General features: G+C 42.1%; 21 protein-coding genes and 3 pseudogenes. 20 read left to right on the top strand and 4 right to left on the bottom strand.

The features are described from left to right. Positions 1-113 precede the first annotated feature (113 nt). From K5Q22_RS06695 to K5Q22_RS06685, 3 genes are all read right to left on the bottom strand, one after another. Positions 114-743, bottom strand: a complete 630-nt coding sequence (locus tag K5Q22_RS06695) for an ABC transporter ATP-binding protein (protein WP_205014076.1) — start codon at positions 741-743, stop codon at positions 114-116. After that, positions 740-2848: an amino acid ABC transporter permease gene (locus tag K5Q22_RS06690; RefSeq protein ID WP_205014074.1), complete on the bottom strand. Its 2109-nt coding sequence runs from the start codon at positions 2846-2848 to the stop codon at positions 740-742. The genes K5Q22_RS06695 and K5Q22_RS06690 overlap by 4 nt, the downstream gene beginning before the upstream one ends. 205 nt (positions 2849-3053) lie before the next feature. Continuing rightward, entirely contained in the window at positions 3054-3338 is a 285-nt protein-coding gene (locus tag K5Q22_RS06685; RefSeq protein ID WP_205014072.1) for a lactococcin 972 family bacteriocin, read from the bottom strand. Positions 3339-3624: 286 nt separating this feature from the next. Between K5Q22_RS06685 and K5Q22_RS06680 the strand changes: the two genes are divergently transcribed. The 9 genes and pseudogenes from K5Q22_RS06680 to K5Q22_RS09870 all read left to right on the top strand — a co-directional run. Beyond that, positions 3625-4491 carry a helix-turn-helix domain-containing protein gene (locus K5Q22_RS06680; RefSeq protein WP_205014069.1) on the top strand — a complete coding sequence of 289 codons (867 nt, stop codon included), beginning with the start codon at positions 3625-3627 and terminating at the stop codon, positions 4489-4491. Between the two features lie 94 nt (positions 4492-4585). Next, complete coding sequence (locus K5Q22_RS06675) at positions 4586-5122, top strand: hypothetical protein (RefSeq protein ID WP_205014129.1); 537 nt, start codon at positions 4586-4588, stop codon at positions 5120-5122. An 18-nt stretch (positions 5123-5140) separates the two neighbouring features. Continuing rightward, the gene (locus K5Q22_RS06670) at positions 5141-6136 is read left to right on the top strand and encodes a virulence RhuM family protein (protein WP_105121277.1); all 996 of its coding nucleotides are present in this window, start codon (positions 5141-5143) and stop codon (positions 6134-6136) included. Between the two features lie 18 nt (positions 6137-6154). Beyond that, on the top strand, positions 6155-6598 hold the full coding sequence (locus K5Q22_RS06665) for a dUTP diphosphatase (RefSeq protein ID WP_205014066.1): 444 nt from the start codon (positions 6155-6157) through the stop codon (positions 6596-6598). A gap of 6 nt (positions 6599-6604) precedes the next feature. Further along, positions 6605-7972 (top strand): DNA repair protein RadA, encoded by a 1368-nt coding sequence (gene radA / locus K5Q22_RS06660; protein WP_024404944.1) that lies wholly within the window; start codon positions 6605-6607, stop codon positions 7970-7972. Between the two features lie 123 nt (positions 7973-8095). Continuing rightward, on the top strand, positions 8096-8590 hold the full coding sequence (locus K5Q22_RS06655; protein ID WP_014638738.1) for a carbonic anhydrase: 495 nt from the start codon (positions 8096-8098) through the stop codon (positions 8588-8590). Between the two features lie 207 nt (positions 8591-8797). Beyond that, entirely contained in the window at positions 8798-9556 is a 759-nt protein-coding gene (locus K5Q22_RS06650; protein WP_002939965.1) for a TIGR00266 family protein, read from the top strand. Positions 9557-9828: 272 nt separating this feature from the next. Continuing rightward, positions 9829-9933: pseudogene (locus tag K5Q22_RS09875) on the top strand (KxYKxGKxW signal peptide domain-containing protein); the annotation flags it as partial. A gap of 222 nt (positions 9934-10155) precedes the next feature. Then, a pseudogene (locus K5Q22_RS09870) lies at positions 10156-13203 on the top strand (DUF445 family protein); the annotation flags it as partial. 1321 nt (positions 13204-14524) lie between these two features. On the opposite strand, the gene K5Q22_RS09865 reads toward K5Q22_RS09870, so the two are convergent. Further along, positions 14525-14656 (bottom strand): hypothetical protein, encoded by a 132-nt coding sequence (locus K5Q22_RS09865; RefSeq protein ID WP_269088582.1) that lies wholly within the window; start codon positions 14654-14656, stop codon positions 14525-14527. On the opposite strand from K5Q22_RS09865, the gene K5Q22_RS09915 reads away from it, so the two are divergent. From K5Q22_RS09915 to tnpA, 11 genes and pseudogenes are all read left to right on the top strand, one after another. Next, positions 14626-14706 (top strand): hypothetical protein, encoded by an 81-nt coding sequence (locus K5Q22_RS09915; protein ID WP_238599190.1) that lies wholly within the window; start codon positions 14626-14628, stop codon positions 14704-14706. The two genes, K5Q22_RS09865 and K5Q22_RS09915, sit on opposite strands and share 31 nt — an antisense overlap. 139 nt (positions 14707-14845) lie before the next feature. Continuing rightward, positions 14846-15292, top strand: a complete 447-nt coding sequence (locus tag K5Q22_RS06635) for a LytTR family DNA-binding domain-containing protein (RefSeq protein ID WP_024407334.1) — start codon at positions 14846-14848, stop codon at positions 15290-15292. 4 nt (positions 15293-15296) lie between these two features. Continuing rightward, on the top strand, positions 15297-15956 hold the full coding sequence (locus K5Q22_RS06630; protein ID WP_074391215.1) for a LiaF transmembrane domain-containing protein: 660 nt from the start codon (positions 15297-15299) through the stop codon (positions 15954-15956). Positions 15957-16047: 91 nt separating this feature from the next. After that, positions 16048-17314 (top strand): annotated as a pseudogene (locus tag K5Q22_RS09860) (MFS transporter). 104 nt (positions 17315-17418) lie between these two features. Further along, on the top strand, positions 17419-18483 hold the full coding sequence (locus tag K5Q22_RS06620) for an SPFH domain-containing protein (protein ID WP_205014063.1): 1065 nt from the start codon (positions 17419-17421) through the stop codon (positions 18481-18483). Between the two features lie 8 nt (positions 18484-18491). Beyond that, positions 18492-18902, top strand: a complete 411-nt coding sequence (locus tag K5Q22_RS06615; protein WP_024408030.1) for a hypothetical protein — start codon at positions 18492-18494, stop codon at positions 18900-18902. After that, positions 18902-19180: a hypothetical protein gene (locus tag K5Q22_RS06610; RefSeq protein WP_205014061.1), complete on the top strand. Its 279-nt coding sequence runs from the start codon at positions 18902-18904 to the stop codon at positions 19178-19180. The genes K5Q22_RS06615 and K5Q22_RS06610 overlap by 1 nt, the downstream gene beginning before the upstream one ends. Next, entirely contained in the window at positions 19173-19892 is a 720-nt protein-coding gene (locus K5Q22_RS06605) for a hypothetical protein (protein ID WP_205014059.1), read from the top strand. The genes K5Q22_RS06610 and K5Q22_RS06605 overlap by 8 nt, the downstream gene beginning before the upstream one ends. Continuing rightward, positions 19893-20336, top strand: coding sequence for a hypothetical protein (locus tag K5Q22_RS06600; protein ID WP_024408027.1), 444 nt, complete (start codon positions 19893-19895; stop codon positions 20334-20336). It begins immediately after the preceding gene. A 169-nt stretch (positions 20337-20505) separates the two neighbouring features. After that, on the top strand, positions 20506-21960 hold the full coding sequence (gene gltX, locus K5Q22_RS06595) for a glutamate--tRNA ligase (protein WP_205014057.1): 1455 nt from the start codon (positions 20506-20508) through the stop codon (positions 21958-21960). A 191-nt stretch (positions 21961-22151) separates the two neighbouring features. Further along, positions 22152-22616, top strand: coding sequence for an IS200/IS605-like element ISSsu4 family transposase (tnpA, locus tag K5Q22_RS06590; protein WP_205014054.1), 465 nt, complete (start codon positions 22152-22154; stop codon positions 22614-22616). The last annotated feature ends 144 nt before the right edge of the window (positions 22617-22760 follow it).

Genomic DNA, 22760 nt, shown 5'->3' with positions numbered 1-22760 from the left:
CCGTATTCGGGTCAGGCCATAGACGACCTGCTTCTGGGTGTGGAAGTACCTCACTTGTGAATGTAGGTTCTTAGCGGAAAGCTTATTCGCAAAGGGTGTAGAAACTATCTAAATCATAAACGAACAATCCGCTGACACTTATCGGCAATATATGGATCGTGTGTGACGATAATTACTGTTTTTCCACTATTATTCATTTCTATGAGAAATTGCAGGATTAAGTCCCTATTTTCCTGATCTAATGATCCCGTTGGCTCATCTGCCAAGATAAGATTGCTTGGTTTGAGTAGAGTACGAGCGATAGCAATTCGCTGTTGTTCTCCTCCAGACAGCTCGGAAATTTTTTGTTTTAGCGTGTTTGCTAGTCCGATTTTTTCTAGTATATTTTTTATGGACTCTTCCTTTTCCTTTTTTGATAATCTGGTATATTTTAATGCCATCAGGAGATTATACTCGGCGCTTTCGTTCTCAATTAGAGCAAAATTTTGGAATAGATAGGAAATTTGTTCCCGAATTATTTTTTGAGATGTCCTAGTGTTTACAGGTACGTTTGAATGACCAAATAGGAGGTAATTTCCTTCGTATTCACCGTCAAGCAAGCCAATGATGTTTAGTAATGTTGTTTTTCCGCTACCACTTTTTCCAACAATTGCGACTAGTTCACCTTGTTCAATGTTGAGGGAAAAATCATGTAGGATATGTTTTTGACCAATCTTTTTAAAGATATGTTCTAAATGAATCATAGGTTCTCTCCTTTCAAGTATTGTACAAGATTTTTTTGCTCCATGCGCAGTGATGTAAATAGGAAAATACCCCCATCAGCAATGGCAAATAGTAAAAAAAGTGCAAGAGGAAATAGTGACTTACCAGCTATCAAAATAACTGGAAGAGGTAGCAAATATAGTAGAGTTAGTCCGATTAGAATAGGTTTGTAGCGGTCAAAAAGTGACCATCCTAAAAATTTCATAGTGATGATATGAGATTTTCTCCAAAGAAACATACTTTTTACAATAAAATAGGAAACAACAATGCTCAGTAAGCAGATAATCGCAAACAGGGTGACGAAGTTACGACTAGCGTCTCGGAAACTATCTACACGTCCTTGTTGAATAGATTTTATTGACGAGAACTTGAAATAGCTATCATCAGGTAATTTCTGAAGAATTTGTTCGATTTTTTGTTGATGTTGAGGGGAATTTGCAATTTTAATTGGGCTACTTAGTCCAGTATTTGATAGGTGTGCTTTATCTTCCCACGACATATCATTGTCATTGACCAGGCTAATCATTGGATTAGTGAAATTGTTGGATAAGGTTTCATTGTATGGGAAGAATGTCCAGTCGCCGTCATAATAAATGTATTCAACATCTACCTCGCTGACTGTTTTTGCCACTTGTTCTTCATATTTCAGTGACAGAAAACCAATCAATTTTGCTAGATTTTTGTTAGACTCTTCATTCTCTTTCATTGATGCTGGAAAGAGTACAGTCAATTGTTTACTTGTATGTGGAATCGGAAATCCTATACTTTCTAGATAGGTTTTGTTGGCGTATAGAACAGGGATGTCATTAGCCAATGTTGAATGTTCAAATTCTTTAAGATGTGAGAAATTGCCAGGGTTTATGATACTAGAACGAATATAGTAAGTTGGAAGATTTTCTGTCAAATTCTTATATAAGGAGTAATAATATTGATGAGCTTTGTCGGAACCAGACAGGCTATCTTGCCAGAGTTGATTTCCTGATTTTACGGTTTCGAGTGTTAGGAAATCTCCCTGTTTTTCCCATTGTTCTTGATAGTTCAATTCTTGGTGTTCCTCATAAATGCTATTTCCGACACCAATCATCAATATAGTGATAAGAAGTGTGAGACAGCATTTGAAGAAATTATTGATATAGAATCCTGTTTTGAAGGAAACAAATCCTTTTATGATAGATGCGGCGTTAATGCGTTGGATAATTGTGATGACTAAAATATTGATGAGTAGATAGACTTGAAGGAGGATAAAATGCGCTAACAGCATCATAGCTGTAAAACCTTGAGGCATGTAGTCAAAAAACAGAAACGGTAAACTATTTAGAATGATACTACCGATTCCCATGATTAGTATATTTTGTTTTACATAGCGATAGAAAATCTCTAAGTTACTGTATCCAAGTATTTTTTCAACGCCGATATGTTTGATATCTAAAATTGGTTGGTAAACAGAAGTTAATGAAAGGAGTAAAAATGCGATAGAGCAGATGAGTGCTACTAGTAGCAAGTCTCTGTTTATTAATTCTACTGCTGTTTCAAAGGTTGGAGTCAATAGTGTAGAAGAATCAATATTGAAAAAATGACTTAATTCCTGTACGATTTCAGTGTCGTTTATGGATTTTGTTGATGTGACGGTATACTGACCATTTAGTGTATGGGATGTATCTTGAAAATAGTTTTTTAAAGTGATGAGCCGTATCGTCTTGGCCTGCAAAAATGTTGGGATATGCCCTAGTTTGTCGGAGGATTGTATATTTGTATAAGATCCACTTCCGTCTTCGTTAAAAGTAAGTTGCTGGATTCCAAAATCTTTATAAGGAAATGTCTCATGAGAAAAAACACCTGCTTTTATTACCTCGGTGTTGCTATCTGTTTTGACAATTGAAACGTCGTATTTATCAGCAATTTTTTCAAAAAAATGCAGTAAATCCTGTGAAGGAACGGCACTATCGCGTAAATAAAATTGAAATGAATAGTCAGTCGTTCCTAATTCACGTATGCGATTGATTTCCTTTGTATAGTGTAGATTTACAACGATAAAACTGACACAACACAGAAGTAGAATCATACAGAAATGGTTTAGCCTTTTCATCTGAACACCTCCTTGTAAATGTTTTCCGACCAGCACACCAATAGAGCTGGTCGGAAACTAACTATCTTTTTGAATTTGACTATCAGTCATTTAGCAATTGATGAGTAACAGTTGTTCCCGATTACCCTACTATCAAACATTTCTGAGCATGGTAATCGTTTTTCTCTTAATTTCATGGTCTGTGGAAAACTAATTTCAGTGCATATCAAAAACCATAGAAATATTCCATGCCAGTTGGTGGGATTTTGGTAATAGATGCTTTTGCCCAAATACCTGCGCCTTGGCGTTGACGGTTTTTATGTTGCCTATTTTTTACAGTAGTGGTATGAGAACGTGTTGGATGATGGTAGTTGGAATACCCGTAGGTTCCTGTCCATCCAACTCCATAAAGCCATTCACTACCATCGACAAAATCTGCAAAGGCGACTGTGGATACCATTAAACTACAAGCAATTCCCAAGGCAAAACCTAATTTAGCAAACTTTTTCATGATAATTTTCCTTAGTTTCCAGTCATTTTCCTCCTTTCCAGAGTGGTGAGATGGTGGTATCTTATTTATTTGTTGATAATTGGTAACGGCCATGACCACCAGCCACCGCCTAGGAGGTGTGGAACCATGAGGATTGCTAGGTAAGCTAAAAGCAAGAGATAGTTTTTCCAAGTTTTCATAAGAGGACCTCCTATCATTTTGTTTGTTTTTATTTACTATTATGGTATCATGTAGTAAATGTGATTGATGAAAACGCAAACATTTCTCACAGTTTTAGGAGGTTATGATGAGGTGGGATTTTGGAACAGTCTTAAAAGAGATTCGCAAATCAAAAGGGCTTAGCCAGCAGGAAGTTTGTGGAGATGCCTTGTCACGGACAACCCTATCAAAAATTGAAAACAACAAAGAATACCCGACCATTGCTCACTTTTCCCATATTCTTCGTCAGTTGGATATGACCTTTGCAGAGTTTGACTATATCTGCCATGCCTATCAGCCTTCGGAGCGTTCTTCTATCATCCATCGCTTTGAAAATCTGAGAGGACAATTTTTTTCTGAATCAAACTGTCGGGATTTTTTGTACCAAGTAGAGCAGTATTTGAAGAAGCATGAAGATATACGGGTTCAGCGGATAGAACAGCAATTACGCTTGTTGCTATCTATCCTTCAGGTAGGAGATGGGCAACAAACAAAGCAGCTAGCTCAGGAACTCTGGCAAGAGCTAGAAAAGTCAGATACTTGGTATCTGGCTGATTTTCGTAAGCTAAGTCTTATTCTTCCGATTATTCCTGTAGTCCATTTGGAAAATTTTGTAGATAAAATTTTGCTTTCCTTGGACAAATATAAGAATTTCAGAGACATTCATGTTAGTCATTTGACTTTTCTCTATAACCTATCAACTGTCTTGTTGAGAAAAGAAAAGTATGGCTTGTGTCATCCTGTTATGGAGAGAGTTTATGCCATGGCTCAGGAAAGTATGCGGATTGATTATGTAGGCATGGCCAATGTCCGTATGGGCATCTTTCAACAGGATAGAGAGATGGTGGACAAGGGGCTTACCATTCTCCGAGCCGCAGACTTGCTAGAGATGGTTGAACAGTTGGAGCAAGAAGTCGAGAAGTATTGGGAGATTTTTGGCTCGGAAGAGGTTTGAACTGCTTGAGCTAGTTTATATTTGTAGCACCTGTAGGTCAGGTGTTTTTTTGCTGAAAATCGCAGCCTTTGATGAATTAGTGTATAATAGACCTATGAAAAGACAGAGTGTTCGAATTAAATTATTTCCCCTGAAAAAAGAAGAAATCCCTGCCTACTTAGATGACAAGGGTGTTTTTGTGAATGACTATTTCAAGACCTACCTAGCTCATCCAACTTATCAAGAAGTGGTGGAGAAACAGAAGTGTTTAGTTGAGATTGTCAGCCTAGCTGATATGGGATTTGATCGGGAAGCAACTGCTCCTCAGATAGAGGAGAGAGCCGTGAAGATTGGTTATCAATTACCACCAGCTCATCTGGGAGTTTATCTTCGCCTGGCCTTGTTGGAACAGGAAGTCAGTCAAGATGCCATACTCTCCCAAGGGAAATCACCAGACGGAGCCATTTGCCTGCTGTCGCCTCAGTTGGAAGAAGAATTCACCTTCCCTCGCAGTGTCTATCTCCGTAAGGTTGACCAAGACTTGTGGCTACGTGCGGCTCGCTTTGATGACGAGTATGCCTTTCCCTTAACCACACTTTTTGCATTTGTGACGAAAAATGCGAATGAATCTGTAGTAGGGAGTGAGCCCTAAATAATTAAAGAGGCAAATATGAAGGAATTACAATTTTTAATTTACCGAGCAGAAAATGACCAAGAAAAGGCTAGTGTTATTGTCAGTGACGAGACGATTTGGGCCAGTCAAAAGGAAATGGCAAGATTATTTGATGTTGGTGTACCAGCTATCAGCAAACATTTGAAAAATATTTTTGAAGAAGGTGAGTTGGATGAGGGAGCAACTATTTCCAAAATGGAAACAGTTCAAATCGAGGGGACTCGCGAGGTCATCAGGCAGGTTGATTATTACAATCTCGATGCCATCATTTCCGTCGGTTATCGTGTCAATTCTCAAAAGGCTACTAAGTTTAGGCAGTGGGCAACAACTGTGCTTCGAGAATACATGATTAAAGGTTTTGCCATGGATGATGAGCGTTTGAAGCAAGGCGAAAACCTGTTGGAAAAAGATTATTTCCGTGAGCTCTTAGAACGAGTTCGTTCTATCCGTGCTAGTGAACGACGAATTTGGTTACAAATCACAGATATTTTTGCAGAGATTGCGATTGATTATGACGCTAATAGCTTGATGACTAAGCAATTCTATGCTCATGTGCAAAATAAATTTCATTATGCGATTACAGGTAAAACAGCTGCAGAAATTATTTATGAAAAGGCAGACCACACCAAAGCGAACATGGGGTTGGTAACCTGGAAGCACTCTCCTGACGGACGTATTTTGCAATCGGACGCTCTTGTGGCTAAAAATTATCTGAACGAAAAGGAAATTCGTTCGCTGGAACGTAGTATTTCGGGCTACTTTGACTATCTGGAGCGACAAATTGAGCAAGGAAAAACTCAGACCATGCAAGATTTGGCAGATAGTATTGACCGATTTTTAGCCTTTCAAGATTATGAACTTTTAGAGGGGTATGGTCAAATTACAAGGCAGTCAGCCAAGGAGAAAGCTCGGTCAGAATATGCAATTTTTAATAAAACCCAAAAGATAAATTCTGATTTTGAAAAATTACTAGAAGATTTATCCTCAAAATAAGCATTCGAAAGGAAAAATATGAAAATCCGTGGATTCGAACTGGTCAGCCAGTTTACTGATGAAAATTTATTGCCAAAACGTGAGACGGCCCACGCAGCAGGTTACGACCTGAAGGCTGCGGAGAGGGTCAGCTTGGAGCCAGGCGAGATTAAGCTGGTTCCAACAGGTGTCAAGGCCTATATGCAGGCCAATGAGGTCCTCTATCTCTACGACCGTTCGTCTAACCCTCGCAAGAAGGGCTTGGTCCTGATTAACTCGGTTGGGGTTATCGACGGCGACTACTATGGCAATCCAGCTAATGAAGGTCATATCTTTGCCCAGATGCGAAACATCACAGAGGAACCTGTCGTGGTGGAAGCCGGAGAGCGGATCGTACAGGCTGTTTTTGCACCCTTCCTCTTGGCTGACGGCGACCAGGCCGACGGCGTTCGGACGGGTGGCTTTGGCTCGACGGGGAAATAGGAGGAAATCATCATCGCTAAGAAAAAAACAACCTTTGTCTGTCAATCCTGCGAGTACCACTCACCCAAGTATCTGGGCCGTTGCCCCAACTGTGGCTCCTGGTCTAGCTTTGTCGAGGAAGTGGAAGTCGCTGAAGTCAAGAACGAGCGGGTTAGCCTGACAGGTGAGAAGACCCGTCCCATGAAACTCAATGAAGTTTCCTCCATTCAAGTGGCCCGCACCAAGACTAACATGGAAGAGTTCAACCGGGTCCTCGGTGGCGGCGTGGTGCCAGGCAGTCTGGTCCTGATCGGAGGCGATCCAGGGATTGGCAAATCCACCCTGCTTTTACAGGTATCTACCCAGCTTTCTACTATTGGCACGGTCCTCTATGTGTCGGGGGAAGAATCTGCCCAGCAGATTAAGTTGCGGGCGGAGCGTCTGGGCGACATCGATAGCGAGTTCTATCTCTATGCGGAGACCAATATGCAGAGCATTCGGACCGAGATTGAGAAGATAAAACCAGATTTCCTGATTATCGACTCTATCCAGACCATTATGAGCCCTGACATCTCCAGCGTGCAAGGCTCTGTCAGTCAGGTCCGTGAAGTAACCAATGAACTCATGCAGATTGCCAAGACCAACAACATCGCAACCTTTATCGTCGGCCACATGACCAAGGAGGGAACCCTGGCTGGACCGCGGACCCTGGAGCACATGGTGGACACCGTTCTCTATTTTGAGGGCGAGCGACAGCACACCTTCCGTATCTTGCGGGCGGTCAAAAACCGCTTTGGCTCCACCAACGAAATCGGCATTTTTGAAATGCAGTCGCAGGGTTTGGTCGAAGTCCTCAATCCTAGCGAGGTCTTTCTGGAAGAGCGTCTGGACGGGGCGACAGGCTCTGCTATTGTCGTGACCATGGAGGGCACCCGCCCTATCCTTGCAGAAGTGCAGGCCCTGGTGACGCCGACCATGTTTGGCAATGCCAAGCGGACCACGACAGGCTTGGACTTCAACCGTGCTAGCTTGATTATGGCGGTTTTGGAAAAACGGGCAGGCCTGCTCCTCCAAAACCAAGATGCCTACCTCAAATCAGCAGGCGGTGTCAAACTGGATGAGCCAGCTATTGACCTAGCGGTCGCAGTTGCCCTTGCCTCCAGTTACAAGGATAAGCCGACCAACCCACAAGAGTGCTTTATAGGCGAAATCGGCCTGACAGGCGAAATCCGCCGCGTCAATCGGATTGAACAACGGATTAACGAAGCCGCTAAATTGGGCTTTACCAAGGTCTATGCCCCCAAAAATTCTCTGACCGGTATCAAGGTGCCCAAGGAAATCACCGTTATCGGCGTGACCACCATTGGCGAAGTCTTGCAGAAAGTGTTTAACTGATGAAATCATTCGGGAGTGACAGCTAGTCGCTCCTCTTTTTGCGACAAATAGTCGGGAATGTGGTAAGCTAGGTCTAACCTATTTCTGAAACTTTCAGAAATTCTCATCAGACAAGGAGGTCCTATGTCTTATTTTCAAAACTTTATGAAGGCCAACAAGGCCTATGTTGACCTGCATGGTGATTACCATTTGCCACTTCGTCCAAAGACCAAGGTGGCTATCGTGACCTGTATGGACTCACGGCTTCACGTGGCGCAGGCCTTGGGCTTGGCTCTGGGTGATGCCCACATTTTGCGGAATGCGGGCGGGCGCGTGACGGAGGACATGATTCGCTCGCTAGTTATTTCCCAGCAGCAGCTCGGGACAAGGGAAATCGTGGTGCTCCACCATACAGATTGCGGTGCCCAGACCTTTACCAATGAGGACTTTGCGGTCCAACTCAAGCGGGATTTGGGAGTGGATGTGGCTGGTCAGGACTTTCTTCCTTTTACAGACATTGAAGAAAGCGTGCGGGAGGATATTGCTCTCTTGAAACAATCTCCGCTCATACCTGACGACGTTGAAATTTCTGGTGCGGTTTATGATGTGGATACGGGTCGTATGACAGAAGTTATATAGGAATACTCAGGAAGTTCGGTTTTTCCTGTAAATTTTATCTGAATGGCCGAGAAATCCTTGACAAGTTTTTTTGAATGAGATAAAATTGTATTATCACAACAGAACAAACAAAGAGATAAATGATACTTGGTTTATTTTAGCTTGTTCTAGGTTTATTATGGCTATCCTGTGGTTAACAGGACCTTTCGTAAAAAATAGGAGTCAATTATGTCAGACAATCGGATGAAATATACTATCGATAGTAATATGCAGTTTCCTTTGGTGGAAATCGCCTTGGAAGCTGGTGAATCAGCTTATATTCAACAAGGGAGCATGGTCTACCATACGCCGAGTGTGACCTTGAATACCAAGCTCAATGCGCGTGGTGGTTCAGGTTTTGGTAAATTGATGGGGGCCATCGGTCGGTCAATGGTATCAGGCGAATCTATGTTTATCACGCAAGCCATTTCCAATAGCGATGACGGAAAAATTGCACTTGCGCCTTCAACGCCAGGTCAGGTTATTGCCTTGGAACTTGGTGCAGAGCAATATCGACTAAATGATGGTGCCTTCCTTGCCCTTGATGGTTCTGCTCAATATAAAATGGAACGCCAGAGTGTTGGGAAAGCTTTCTTTGGTGGTCAGGGTGGACTCTTTGTGATGACTACAGAGGGACATGGCACACTTTTGGCGAATGCGTTTGGTTCTATTAAGAAGCTAACTTTGGATGGTGGAAGTATCACCATTGACAATGCTCATGTGGTTGCTTGGAGTCGTGATTTGGACTACAATATCCATATGGAAAATGGTTTCCTCCAATCTATAGGTACAGGTGAAGGAATCGTTAATACCTTTACAGGTTATGGAGAAATCTATGTACAGAGCTTGAACATTGAAACCTTTGCTCAGGTCATTGGCAATCATATTGTCGGTGCAGGTGGTGACGGTGGCGGTGGAAGCACATCATTGCTGGATGCGATTTTTTAATGTCATTTTATCAACTATATTGATTGAGTCTGGAACAGGAGTTTCAGGCTCTAAATTATTTTTAGGTCAGAATAACTGTTGTTTCGAACGAAGAAGCGATGAATACAGAGAGTCAAAGGTTCGTTGTGCTAGGTCTGTCTCTTCTTTCTAAAGGACCATTTTATGGGAAAAGAAATTGAAAAACATGTAGAAGAAGCTGTTATAGTTGACAAGTTTACTAATAGTATGTAGTATAGAAATGTTAGACAACATTAAAATGGCAAAAGGTAAAAATGGTAGGAATCAATAGGGGAAGAAGACAAGTTACAGCGGTGTCGCATAAGACACGTGTTAGAATGCATAAATCGGGAAAGCATTGGGTTAGAACGGTTCTATCGAAGATACGTATTCGAACCGTTTCAAGAGTGTTTGAATCAGAAAAGAAGACGGTTTCAAGTGAGACAGTACAGAGAATTCAGTCAAGTAGTGCTGTATTAAAAGGTGCTATGTTATTAGGGACTCTTGCGGGAAGTTACTCCGTAATGGATACTGTAATGGCAGATGAAACATCAACTCTCGAAACCGAGAAAGAACGGTTGGTGACGGCTGATACTGTAGAGATGAGTACCGTATTAACTGACAATAAAGACTCATCTATCGAGGAAATCCAGTCTTTCTCAGTCTCGGAATCGATGGCTCAATCAGTGAGTCAATCTATTTCGGAATCGGTGATAGAATCTCAGTCAGATCTTCTTTCAGAATCGTTGTCAGAAAGCGCTTTTTTAACACCCGCGTTTAGTGAATCAGAGCTTCAGTCAATACTTGAATCGGAGAGTGATTCTGTAAGGGCGATCGAGCCATTTGCAGGATTAAACCGCCAATTATTCGATATAGCTTTAACTTCTCTTAATGAATCTCGTTCACTCATTGTTCCAGATTCGATAGAGACTGGAACGACGAAGTATCAAAGATATATAGTTGCAAAGCAGGCGGCGGACCAAGCGTGGCAAATGGCAGAATCGATTCTTGCAGGTAAAGAAATGACGCAGGAAGAACTGGACATCGCCAGCAAACAGATTGCTCAGGCTGCAAACGTGTTGACAGGGCGTATTACTCAACTGCTTGGAACTGCTAGAAGTATGGATAATGGAGTCAGTTTGAGAGCGACTGCTACTGGAACAAATCAAAATATCTTGGTTTTTTCAGAGTCAGATTCTAGTGCAAAATATAGAGACAAACAGATTTCCTTAATCGAGGGGCGACTGGATACAACCAGCAATCTTATTAACTGGAGAGTGGTTTATAATCCTGTTACAAATTTATCGCAAGCATATATGGGGTTATATATTGCTGTTGTATCAGAAATGGGAGCACCACAAAATCTACAAGTCAATGGTATATCACTACGATTGGATGATAGTTTCTCCAGTCGTGAAACACTGGGAACAAATTTGAGTACCTTAGATTATACAGGAAGGTTTTATGGGCATAACTATAGTCTAGGGAGTCAGAAAATTTCTCTATCTGGACCAGTAACCTACACGTTTACTACAAGTTCGGGATCGAGTTTAGCCAATATTGCTTTATATGTTCAAGCTGCGTTACATCCGACTTCAGCAAGTGTTCATGCAACTGTGAAAGAGGATGGTGGTCGTACGAATTTGAGTGGGATGATGATTGGCTATAAAACTTCATTTATAAGCAATGAGGTGGATAGTTTTTTGCAATCAACTTCAGAATCTATTCAAAACTCACATAGTATACGTCTGTCAACTTCTGAGTCGCTCTCTTCTTCAATTAAGCGTTCGTTATCTGAGTCAATTCGCACCTCTGTATCCGAATCCCTTTCAGAATCGGTAAGTAAGTCTGAGCTCTTGTCTAACTCCGAATCGACAAGTAAATCTGAATCTTTGTCTAATTCAGAGTCAATCAGCCAGTCGGAATCCCTTTCAAATTTAGTTTCGAACTCTATTTCAGAGTCAGTGAGCGAATCTATTTCGGAATCTACATCTGAATCCCTCTCCGAGTCAGTCAGCGAATCGATTTCCGAATCTGTTTCTGAGTCCGTATCCGAGTCAGTTCGTGAATCTGTTTCTGAGTCGGTATCCGAATCGGTTCGTGAGTCGGTATCCGAGTCGGTTCGTGAATCGGTTTCTGAGTCCGTATCCGAATCAGTTCGTGAATCTGTTTCTGAGTCCGTATCCGAATCAGTTCGTGAGTCAGTATCCGAGTCCGTCTCCGAATCGGTTCGTGAATCGGTTTCTGAGTCAATATCTGAATCAGTTCGTGAGTCAGTCTCTGAGTCAATTTCAGAGTCGGTAAGCGAGTCAATTTCTGAATCTGTATCTGAGTCCCTTTCCGAGTCGGTAAGCGAGTCAATTTCTGAATCTGTATCTGAGTCCCTTTCCGAGTCAGTCAGCGAATCAATTTCCGAATCTGTATCCGAATCTATCTCTGAATCGGTCAGCGAGTCGATTTCAGAATCCACATCTGAATCGATTTCCGAGTCAGTCAGCGAATCGCTTTCCGAATCCGTATCTGAGTCCCTCTCCGATTCAGTCAGCGAGTCGATTTCAGAATCCGTATCTGAGTCCATCTCCGATTCAGTCAGCGAGTCTATCTCAGAATCAGTTAGCGAATCTATTTCGGAATCTACATCTGAATCAATTTCCGAATCCGTATCTGAGTCCCTTTCCGATTCAGTAAGTGAGTCAATTTCTGAATCCACATCTGAATCTCTTTCAGAGTCAGTTAGCGAATCGCTTTCCGAATCCGTCTCTGAGTCCCTTTCAGAATCAGTCAGCGAGTCTATCTCAGAGTCAGTGAGCGAATCTATTTCGGAATCTACATCTGAATCTATCTCCGAGTCAGTTAGCGAATCAATTTCCGAATCCACATCTGAGTCTATCTCCGAGTCGGTTAGCGAATCTATTTCAGAATCCGTCTCTGAATCTATCTCTGAATCAACTTCAGAATCCCTTTCTGAATCTATCTCCGAGTCAGTCAGCGAGTCAATTTCCGAATCCGTCTCAGAATCCCTTTCCGAGTCAGTCAGCGAGTCTCTTTCCGAATCCGTCTCAGAATCCATCTCCGAGTCGATAAGTGAGTCTCTTTCAGAATCTATCTCTGAATCGGTCAGCGAGTCGATTTCAGAATCCACATCAGAATCTATCTCCGAGTCAGTCAGCGAGTCGATTTCCGAATCTACATCTGAGTCCATCTCCGAGTCAGTTAGCGAATCGATTTCTGAATCTACATCTGAATCTATCTCCGATTCAGTTAGCGAGTCTCTTTCCGAATCCATCTCAGAATCTTTTTCAGAGTCAGTGAGCGAGTCAATTTCAGAATCAGTATCTGAGTCCCTCTCCGAGTCAGTGAGCGAATCGATTTCGGAATCCGTCTCTGAGTCTATCTCAGAGTCAGTGAGCGAGTCAATTTCTGAATCCATATCTGAGTCTATCTCCGAGTCGGTAAGTGAGTCCCTTTCCGAGTCGGTCAGCGAGTCTCTTTCCGAATCAGTCTCTGAGTCTCTTTCCGAGTCGGTCAGCGAGTCAATTTCTGAATCCACCTCTGAATCTCTTTCAGAGTCAGTGAGTGAATCAATTTCCGAATCTGTATCTGAGTCCCTTTCAGAGTCAGTAAGTGAGTCAATTTTCGAATCAGTCTCTGAGTCCATCTCCGAGTCGGTCAGCGAGTCGATTTCAGAGTCAGTTAGCGAATCGATTTCCGAATCCGTCTCAGAATCCCTTTCCGAGTCAGTGAGCGAGTCAATTTCAGAATCCGTCTCTGAGTCCATCTCAGAGTCAGTAAGTGAGTCAATTTCAGAGTCAGTCAGCGAATCAATTTCCGAATCCGTCTCTGAATCCATCTCCGAGTCGGTCAGCGAGTCTATCTCTGAGTCAGTGAGCGAATCTATTTCGGAATCTACATCTGAGTCAATTTCCGAATCAGTCAGTGAATCGATTTCTGAATCCGTCTCTGAGTCCATCTCCGAGTCAGTCAGCGAGTCAATTTCCGAATCCGTCTCAGAATCTATCTCCGAGTCGGTCAGCGAATCGATTTCGAAATCTGTATCAGAATCCCTCTCCGAATCAGTCAGTGAATCCCTTTCCGAATCCGTCTCAGAATCCCTTTCCGAGTCAGTGAGCGAATCGATTTCGGAATCCGTATCTGAGTCCCTTTCCGAGTCAGTAAGTGAGTCAATTTCAGAATCAGTCTCTGAGTCCCTCTCCGAGTCGGTCAGCGAATCAATTTCAGAATCAACTTTAGAATCCCTTTCCGAGTCAGTATCATACTCTAACTCGATCAGGCGTTCTGAGCAAATAAGGTCGTCGGAATATACTCCATCAGAAATAGAATCACTATCTACCTCTATTTCACATCTAATTTCTATTGTAGAATCAATCAGTGAATCTATCTCCGAGTCAGTAAGCGAATCCCTTTCGGAATCTACCTCTGAATCTCTCTCTAAATCGGTAAGCGAGTCCCTTTCTGAATCCGTATCTGAGTCTATCTCCGAGTCAGTAAGTGAATCGATTTCAGAATCCACCTCTGAGTCTATCTCGGAATCCGTCTCAGAATCAGTAAGTGAGTCAATTTCCGAATCAGTCTCAGAGTCTATCTCAGAGTCAGTATCATACTCTAACTCAATCAGGCGTTCTGAGCAAATAAGGTCGTCGGAATACACTCCATCAGAAATAGAATCACTATCTACCTCTATTTCACATCTAATTTCTACTGTAGAATCAATCAGTGAATCTATCTCCGAGTCAGTTAGCGAATCTATTTCCGAATCCACCTCTGAATCTATCTCCGAGTTGGTAAGCGAGTCCCTTTCAGAATCAGTGAGTGCATCCCTTTCAGAATCAACTTCAGAATCCATTTCCGAGTCTTCGGTAAACTCTCTTTCAGAATTCAGTTCTGAGTCAGTGAGCGGAACGACTACTGAAATAATATTAGAATCTAAGATAGAAGGGCAGTTGGAATTAGTTAGCGAAATTGTTCCGAAACCTGCATTTCCTCAGCCAGCAAAAGAGTCAGAAAGACAAATGCTACCAAATACTGGTGAACAATCATCAGCTTGGACAGGAATCCTTGGAGCAGGTCTCCTTCTAGGCGCATTTTATAAGCGTCGTAAAAGAGAAGAGGATAAAAGAACTCCACTGAAATAATTATGAAGCCGTTAGAGAATTCTAGCGGCTTTTAATGATGAATGTTTACCACTTACCTGTCTAATTTTGCCACTTACTGAAATGCCCTTGTAATTGGATGTCGAACTGGTATAATAGAGCTATCAAAAAGGAGGGAGCTATGAAAGTTAGGATTGAATTTGATGACAGCTTAGATCAGGTTGAAGTTGTTATCCGAACCAGTCAGCTGGGGCCAGAGATTGAACAGATTCAGCAAGCTTTGCAACAAGTTAGTCGTCCCTCGCTTGTTTTTTACAAGGGGAGCAGCGAGTATTTTCTGTCATTGGGTGACATACTTTTCTTTGAAACGGACGGAACCAAGATTTTTGCTCATACAGGCGATGATGCCTACGAGGTTAAGATGAAACTCTATGAACTTGAGGAGTATTTGCCTATCTATTTTTGTCGGGTAGCTAAGTCAACCATTGTCAATAGCAAGGTAGTCTATTCGCTAGATAAGTCCTTCTCAGGCACCAGTCGGATTTCCTTCTATAAGACTCACAAGGAAGTTCACGTGTCGCGACATTATTACCATTTATTAAAAGAAAAGTTACAGGAAATGAGGTAGGAAGATGAAACGTTTTATGATAGGTTGTTTAGTGATTGGATTAGCGGTCTTGGTATTGCTAAGGGATTCCTTAGGCTTACATCTGGCCATGCCGTTTTGGACAACTGTTTGGTTTGTTTTAACCTTTGTGACGGGTTTTCACCGTTTGGTGAAGCAGGATTGGCTTGCCAGTATCTTTTGTTTCGGTCTGGCTTTTATAGCGGTGAACTCAGTTTACGATTGGGTGAAGTTTGGGACTTGGAATATGGTTCTATCGCTTGTTCTTCTTTGCCTTGGCTTGAAACTGATGCTTAAGCCGAAGAAGCGTAGACTGGCTCATGGAGTTGGTACAGGAGTGATTGGCGATAAGGGGCGTGATACAGCTTTTGGTTCCTCGACTCGTTATATCCATGAGGAGAATTTTATTCATGACAGTGTTGATGTAGCCTTTGGATCTAGTACGATCTATTTTGATCAGGCGGTGATTCTAGGTGATAAGGCAGATTTTTATATCGATGCGGCCTTTTCAAATATCACACTCTACCTGCCTGCTGACTGGCAAGCGGTAGTAGAGTTGGATAGCGCCATGTCAACAACTAACAATTATGCATCTGAGCCAAAAGAAAAGGTTCTCTTGGTAACGGGTGATATGGCATTTTCTACATTAAATATTTACTCTATGTAAAAGAATAATCACAGAGGAAAGTCTATCCAGGCTCCTCTGTAAGATAAAAAATCTGAATATTCTGAAAATTACACAAAAGAAAGGAATTATCATGAAAAAGATTTTGAAAAATGCTACCTACCTATGGGTACTGACGGCGGATATGCTGTCCAATTTTGGCGATGTTGTCTATTATCTGGCCCTGATGAACTATGTTTTGCTGGTGCCCGACAGCCGTCTAGCGCTGGCGATTGTGACCTTCTCAGAAATCTTTCCTAGCTTTATGGGCCTCTTCACAGGCTATCTGGCAGACAAGACGGTCAACAAAATCAGTACTATCAAGCTGACCCTACTCTTTCGTGTGGCCCTCTATGTCATCCTCGGATTCTGCATGGGCTTTGAGCCAGCCCTCTGGATTGTCGTGGTGGCTGCAAGCTTCAATGTCTTTGCAGACTTCGCTGGCTTCTATGAAAACGGCCTCTATTCACCTCTGGGATTACGCGTAGCGCCCAAAGAAGAGCGGGAGCAGTACTCGGCCTTTCGCCAGACCGTGACCAGCCTCCTCAACATCGCCTTTCAGGCCCTCTCTGCCCTCTTGGTCGGCTTCCTCTCCTACCAAAACCTCGCCTTTCTCAACGCCGGCACCTTTTTAGTCTCCCTCCTCATCATGCAGTTGCTGACGCCAGCCTTTCGCAAACTCCTGACGGAGCAGCCTTTGAAAATAGCAGAGCAGCCGAGCCAGCCCGAGTCAGAAACCAAAGGTCCGAGCATTTTAGCTTCATTCAAGCAAGCCATCGTGGAGCTGCGCAAGATTCCCGAGTTCCGCCTGGTCCTCCATAATCAACGCCTGCGGAGCGATTCTCTATCCTATTCTGGTCCTGCTGATTAGCGAAGACCCAAATCTTGTCTTCCTCAATGTTGAAACAACTCTTGCCCTGACCATTCTGATTTTCTTTGTCGGCAACATCTTGGGTTCGACCTTGGTCTTTACCCTTTTCAAAAAGACCAGCATGGTGACGCTGGAAGTGGCCGCCACTTTCTCTCTTCTTGGAGTGTTTGTCGGAATGTTGCTACATCAACTGCCAATTATTTTCTTCTTCCTTACAACTATGGGGATTGGCTTTGGGGCTAGCGGTCCCAAGTTTAATGCCAAGTTTGTCAATTCCATGCCAGAGGAGCAGTTGGCGACCATTGGTGGAGCGGTATCGACCTATTTTATGCTAGGTCAAGCCTTTACTCGACTACTGGTATCAGGTATGGTCTTGGTATTGACTGTCAATCAGATTAGCGGACTTTTCCTAGCGGCAACTGGCTTCTTGGTCCTCTATGTCCTCTACTGGCTGGCACGGAATCAAAAAACACCTCAAAATCAGAAATAAAAAAGGAATTATCGCTACTAAATACTTGACAAATCGCTTGTTATACTACATATAACAAGGCTTGACTTACCAGCCAAGCCTTTCCTAATGGAAAAGGAGATATTATGTCATTAAATCTTTTTGAAGTTGTGAGGTATGAAGGAGAAGATACCAGAAATATTCTTGCATGGCGGCACCCTAATAAAAATATGAAGCCGGGAACAACCTTAATTGTTAATCCAGGTCAACGGGCTGTCTTCTTTTCAAACGGGCGAGCTGTTGCGTCTTACGAAGAAGGGAAACATAAAATTGAGGGAAATAATACTCAGGGACTAGCAAAACTCAAGTCTTTTGTTAGTGGCGGTGTGTCACCAGATTCATCTTTCCTATGGTTTGTTAACATGTATGATTTACAGCCGATTGGCTGGGGGACTCCTTCGCCGATACTAGTTCGCGATCCAGAAAGTCAAATTCCTGTTGAATTAAAAACACATGGAAATTTTATACCAAGAATCATAGACTTAGAAACATTTATTTTAGAATTTATGCCGAGTCATCCAGATATTATTACGGCAGAAGTATTTCAAAAGCGTTTCAGACAGGTGGCTATTGGGACGATTACATCAGGTATTTCCCGAGTTATTGCGAATAGTCGAATTGCTACAATTGATATTGAAATGCATAGCCATGATATTGCTCAAGGGTTATCAGAGCTTTTAAGCAATCGTTTTGCTAAATATGGAATTTCTGTACAAGAATTTAATATTGAAGCCTTGAAAGTAAACCAAGATAGTGAGGGGTACAAGGAAGTATTTCGATTCCATAAACAAGTTCTTAGTGCAAAAGGGGAGCGTAGCACTCGGGAGATTGAGGGATACAGTTATCAAGAAGAGCGCCAATTTGATGTTCTAGAAAAAGCGGCACAAAATGAAGGTTCCGCAGGGCATCTTATGGGAGCTGGCATGGGAGTTTCCATGGGGCTCGGAATGGGAGCAAATTTTGGAACACTTATGGGAAATTTGGGACAGGGAGCTCATTCTGCTCAACAGCCTCAGATACCGATACAAACAGAAAAAATGATAAATTCTGAAAACAGCCCTACAGTTAGTTTAGCGAAATTCTGTGGTCAATGTGGGACGGCTTTTACCGACGGAGCTAAATTTTGTAGTAACTGTGGACAATCACGCTAGGAGGAAATATGAGTAAAAATATTTGGATATATGTGACAGGAGTGCTGGTCATGATTACAACGGTGGCTTTAGGACTTTTGATTCCTCACAAGGAAATTGGACTTTATTTTATTGCATTGGGGTTATTGGTTTTATCGGAATTTTTATTTTTTCTACAACTAATAGTTAAACGACGCTTTACTGACTGGTTGCCCATCAATGTTGTAACCGTAATCTGGGTTATTTTTCAAAGTATTATGCTTTTTATCTCCAACTATATCTCTGTCAGAGTTTTTTGGATTGTTGAAGTTATTGTTATTGGTGGTGTAGCTATTATTGGTAGTTTGACAGCAACTGATAGTCACTATCGAAGGGTTCGAAGAGAAATTATTGCAGATAATAGTGAGGATGTCTTTACCCCAAAACAAGGAGACTACTGATGTATCAATTATTTCGTTTTTTGAGTTTAGTCTTCATGGGACTAGCTAATGCTATTTTGGTCCTCCTCCTCTTTTCTCATACTATTCTTTATACTAAATTTATTGCTGGCACTATAGTATTCTCTCTTTCGGGATTAATATTAGCAGGCTTTGTTTACTATAGTTGCGGTGTTTTAGAGAATATTAAGCTGAAGGTTAACGCATTGGATGAGATATACCAAGGGAAAGTACGTTACAAAGACTACTTGAGAGAAAAAAAGGAACAGTCACATGCTTAAAGTGTTAAAATCAATCTGGGATGCACTTCGAAGTTGGTTACTTTTTAATTGGTTAATTGCCTACTGTATGTTTGCAACAATAAGTTTTTATCAATTCATGCAATATGATCCCACCTTTTCAGTTCTTATTCTAATTGTGACCTTTTTAGTCATATTTGGGATTCCCTTACTTGCGATGCGTTTCTTTAAGCTGTCATCAGATGGAGTGTTGACATGCTTTCCATTATTAGCTCTTTTTTTGCTTTTGATTGGTTTTCCCAATCCGGTTTATATAATCGGTGCAATGGTAGTATTGTTGATTAAACCACGAGGTCGGACAGTTATAGAAAATATTGTTAAATCCTTTTCGACGAATAACCTGAAATATCTATCAATTTCTCTGTTTTTTCCTTTGCTAGTTCTATTTCTCTTGGTTCTAGAAGAGGGGGAACAGGTAACTTTTGTCAAAACTTTGATTGTACGAGTGGCAGTTCTTTATATTGTAATTATACTAATCAATTGTGTATTAACTTATCGAAAATCTCGATTAGAAGAACGCGTTAAAACACAAGCACAGATAAGGGAACTTTTTGAACTCTTTGAACACTATCAGATTACAGAAGAGACCTATCTTGTTATTTGTGAATCTTGCAGTGCAGAAAATTTTTTAGAATTAGGACAAGGACAATCGTGTAGCCACTGTGGTGCTTGGCTTGCCAGAAAGGAGCCCTAGATGCGACGCTATCGATTAGAGATAACAAAATTTGGATTCCCTATCATTTTTATCATTTGGCTAGGCTCTACAATTTTTCTCTGGCAGATGATTTTAGATTTTTTTAGAAGAAAAAAGGAGGCTGGAATTTCAGTACCTTCCTTAGTAAGTACTGCTTTGATTATTGTGACGGTAGCCTTTATTGTCTTTTTCACACTATCTTTCTATATCTTACTTCGCCCGCCTCGGACAGGACGTCAGGGAAGAAGTTTGAAAGAGGTTTTGGCATATGAAAGTCGGAAAGAAGATGTTGTAGAAAGTCAAGGGCAATCACTTATCAGGAAGACTACCTATCGCCTGGAGGCCAAGAGAGTCTATTGTCCGGCGTGTGGAAAGCCTGCTGAGGGCTTGTTTGATACCATTATCACTTGTGTAAGTTGTGGACATAGCTATCGTATAGAATAGTAGTACAAAGTCCTCGTTTATCCATTGTTTATTTTCGATTAAATGATAGCCGCCAAAACTCAAAAGCATGAAAAACACCTCAAAATCAGTCTATCTAGGCTGATTTTTCTGTTTTCTTATGCATATCTATGCTATAATGTTCTTGATTGAAATTTTACAGGAGAGAAACATGACTAAACCAATTCGTGTGCGTTACGCACCAAGTCCAACGGGACTTTTGCATATCGGAAATGCCCGTACAGCATTGTTCAACTATCTTTTTGCCCGTCATCACGGCGGTACTTTCCTTATTCGTATCGAAGACACAGACCGCAAACGCCATGTGGAAGATGGCGAGCGTTCTCAGCTTGAAAACCTGCGTTGGTTGGGCATTGACTGGGATGAAAGCCCAGAAACCCATGAGCAATACCGTCAATCAGAGCGTTTGGATATTTACCAAAAGTATGTTGATCAACTTTTGGCAGAAGGTAAGGCCTACAAATCTTACGTGACAGAAGAGGAATTGGCGGCGGAGCGTGAGCGTCAGGAAGCTGCGGGCGAAACACCTCGCTACATCAACGAATACCTGGGTATGTCTGAAGATGAAAAAGCAGCCTACATCGCAGAGCGTGAGGCGGCTGGCATTGTCCCAACGGTTCGCTTAGCTGTCAACGAAACAGGTATCTACAAATGGAATGACATGGTTAAGGGCGAAATCGAGTTCGAAGGTGGCAACATCGGTGGCGACTGGGTTATCCAGAAACGCGACGGCTATCCAACCTATAACTTTGCCGTGGTGATCGATGATCATCTGATGAACATCTCGCACGTTATCCGCGGAGATGACCACATTGCTAATACACCTAAGCAGCTCATGGTCTACGAAGCACTTGGTTGGGAAGCGCCAGAATTTGGTCACATGACTTTGATTATCAACTCTGAGACTGGTAAAAAACTGTCCAAACGTGATACCAACACCCTTCAGTTTATCGAAGATTACCGTCGTAAAGGGTACATGCCTGAAGCTGTTTTCAACTTTATCGGTCTCTTGGGTTGGAACCCTGGTGGTGAAGAGGAAATCTTCTCCCGTGAGCAATTTATCCAACTCTTCGATGAAAATCGTCTCAGCAAGTCACCAGCAGCATTTGACCAGAAGAAAATGGACTGGATGAGCAATGAGTACATCAAAAATGCTGATTTGGAAACTATTTTCAACCTTGCTAAGCCATTCTTGGAAGAAGCGGGTCGCTTGACAGACAAGGCAGAAAAATTGGTGGAACTTTACAAGCCACAAATGTCATCTGCGGACGAAATCGTTCCGCTGACAGACCTTTTCTTCTCTGATTTCCCAGAATTGACAGACGAGGAAAAAGAAGTCATGGCAGGCGAAACAGTACCGACTGTCCTCAATGCCCTCAAGGAAAAATTGGAAGCCATGACAGACGAAGATTTCCAACCAGACAACATCTTCCCACAAATCAAGGCTGTTCAAAAAGAAACAGGCATCAAGGGCAAAAACCTCTTCATGCCAATCCGTATCGCCGTTTCAGGCGAAATGCACGGACCAGAGTTGCCAAATACCATTTACCTGCTCGGCCGTGAAAAATCCATCCAGCATATTGATAATATGTTGAAGAGTTTGTAAGATAAATAATCCCCGCTGTCCTGTGATAGCGGGGATTTGATTTATGTGACTTTTAGTCCGTCACGCTCCGTAAGGTGCGTGACAAATAAACCACCCGCTATGCAGGTGTGCGACGAAGGTTATACCAAAAAACCTCCAAACGCGATACAATAAAGGTGTTCAAGCCTATTGTAAAGCGAGAGGAGAAAAGTATGGCACAAAAGGCACATAGTTTATCACATACAAAGTGGCTGTGTAAATACCACATTGTCTTCACCTCTAAGTATAGACGAAAAATCATCTATAATCAATATCGAAGTAGTTTGGGAGAAATATTCCGACGTTTGTGTAGTTATAAAGGCGTAGAAATTATCGAAGGACATCTGATGCCGGATCATGTTCATATGTTAGTCAGTATTCCTCCGCGATTAAGTGTATCAAGCTTTATGGGATATTTAAAAGGTAAGAGTGCTCTTATGATGTTTGATAAACACGCCAATCTCAAATATAAATTTGGCAATCGCCATTTCTGGGCAGAGGGCTATTATGTAAGTACAGTTGGACTTAATGAAGCCACAATTAAGAAATATATTCAAGAGCAGGAAAAGCATGATATAGCACTTGATAAATTGAGTGTAAAAGAGTATGAAGATCCCTTTAGGGATAATGGCAAGTAGTACGAATGCCTCTTTAAGAGGCTAGTGACGAGTCAAAAGCAGTGAGGCTTGAACAAAGTGAAAGCCAGCGTCTTTAGGCGCTGGCTGGTGATGTGGGCTTACAGCCCTTGTTCAAACCACCCGTTTGACGGGTGGTCATGATTT

Origin of the sequence: Streptococcus sp. 2018162 (assembly GCF_019754175.1) — a bacterium.
Lineage (GTDB): Bacteria > Bacillota > Bacilli > Lactobacillales > Streptococcaceae > Streptococcus > Streptococcus hashimotonensis.
This window is presented reverse-complemented; position numbering and strand designations above follow the sequence as displayed.

Bases quoted from the DNA above. Each gene is read 5' to 3' on its own strand.
- K5Q22_RS06680 (WP_205014069.1), top strand. From the start codon at position 3,625: ATGAGGTGGGATTTTGGAACAGTCTTAAAAGAGATTCGCAAATCAAAA.
- K5Q22_RS06685 (WP_205014072.1), bottom strand. From the start codon at position 3,338: ATGAAAAAGTTTGCTAAATTAGGTTTTGCCTTGGGAATTGCTTGTAGT.
- K5Q22_RS06605 (WP_205014059.1), top strand. From the start codon at position 19,173: ATGCTTAAAGTGTTAAAATCAATCTGGGATGCACTTCGAAGTTGGTTA.
- K5Q22_RS06650 (WP_002939965.1), top strand. From the start codon at position 8,798: ATGTCAGACAATCGGATGAAATATACTATCGATAGTAATATGCAGTTT.
- K5Q22_RS06600 (WP_024408027.1), top strand. From the start codon at position 19,893: ATGCGACGCTATCGATTAGAGATAACAAAATTTGGATTCCCTATCATT.
- tnpA (WP_205014054.1), top strand. From the start codon at position 22,152: ATGGCACAAAAGGCACATAGTTTATCACATACAAAGTGGCTGTGTAAA.
- K5Q22_RS06690 (WP_205014074.1), bottom strand. From the start codon at position 2,848: ATGAAAAGGCTAAACCATTTCTGTATGATTCTACTTCTGTGTTGTGTC.
- K5Q22_RS06675 (WP_205014129.1), top strand. From the start codon at position 4,586: ATGAAAAGACAGAGTGTTCGAATTAAATTATTTCCCCTGAAAAAAGAA.
- K5Q22_RS06610 (WP_205014061.1), top strand. From the start codon at position 18,902: ATGTATCAATTATTTCGTTTTTTGAGTTTAGTCTTCATGGGACTAGCT.
- K5Q22_RS06630 (WP_074391215.1), top strand. From the start codon at position 15,297: ATGAAACGTTTTATGATAGGTTGTTTAGTGATTGGATTAGCGGTCTTG.
- K5Q22_RS09865 (WP_269088582.1), bottom strand. From the start codon at position 14,656: ATGCGCCTAGAAGGAGACCTGCTCCAAGGATTCCTGTCCAAGCTGATG.
- K5Q22_RS06615 (WP_024408030.1), top strand. From the start codon at position 18,492: ATGAGTAAAAATATTTGGATATATGTGACAGGAGTGCTGGTCATGATT.
- K5Q22_RS06695 (WP_205014076.1), bottom strand. From the start codon at position 743: ATGATTCATTTAGAACATATCTTTAAAAAGATTGGTCAAAAACATATC.
- gltX (WP_205014057.1), top strand. From the start codon at position 20,506: ATGACTAAACCAATTCGTGTGCGTTACGCACCAAGTCCAACGGGACTT.
- K5Q22_RS06670 (WP_105121277.1), top strand. From the start codon at position 5,141: ATGAAGGAATTACAATTTTTAATTTACCGAGCAGAAAATGACCAAGAA.
- K5Q22_RS06635 (WP_024407334.1), top strand. From the start codon at position 14,846: ATGAAAGTTAGGATTGAATTTGATGACAGCTTAGATCAGGTTGAAGTT.
- K5Q22_RS06620 (WP_205014063.1), top strand. From the start codon at position 17,419: ATGTCATTAAATCTTTTTGAAGTTGTGAGGTATGAAGGAGAAGATACC.
- K5Q22_RS06655 (WP_014638738.1), top strand. From the start codon at position 8,096: ATGTCTTATTTTCAAAACTTTATGAAGGCCAACAAGGCCTATGTTGAC.
- K5Q22_RS06665 (WP_205014066.1), top strand. From the start codon at position 6,155: ATGAAAATCCGTGGATTCGAACTGGTCAGCCAGTTTACTGATGAAAAT.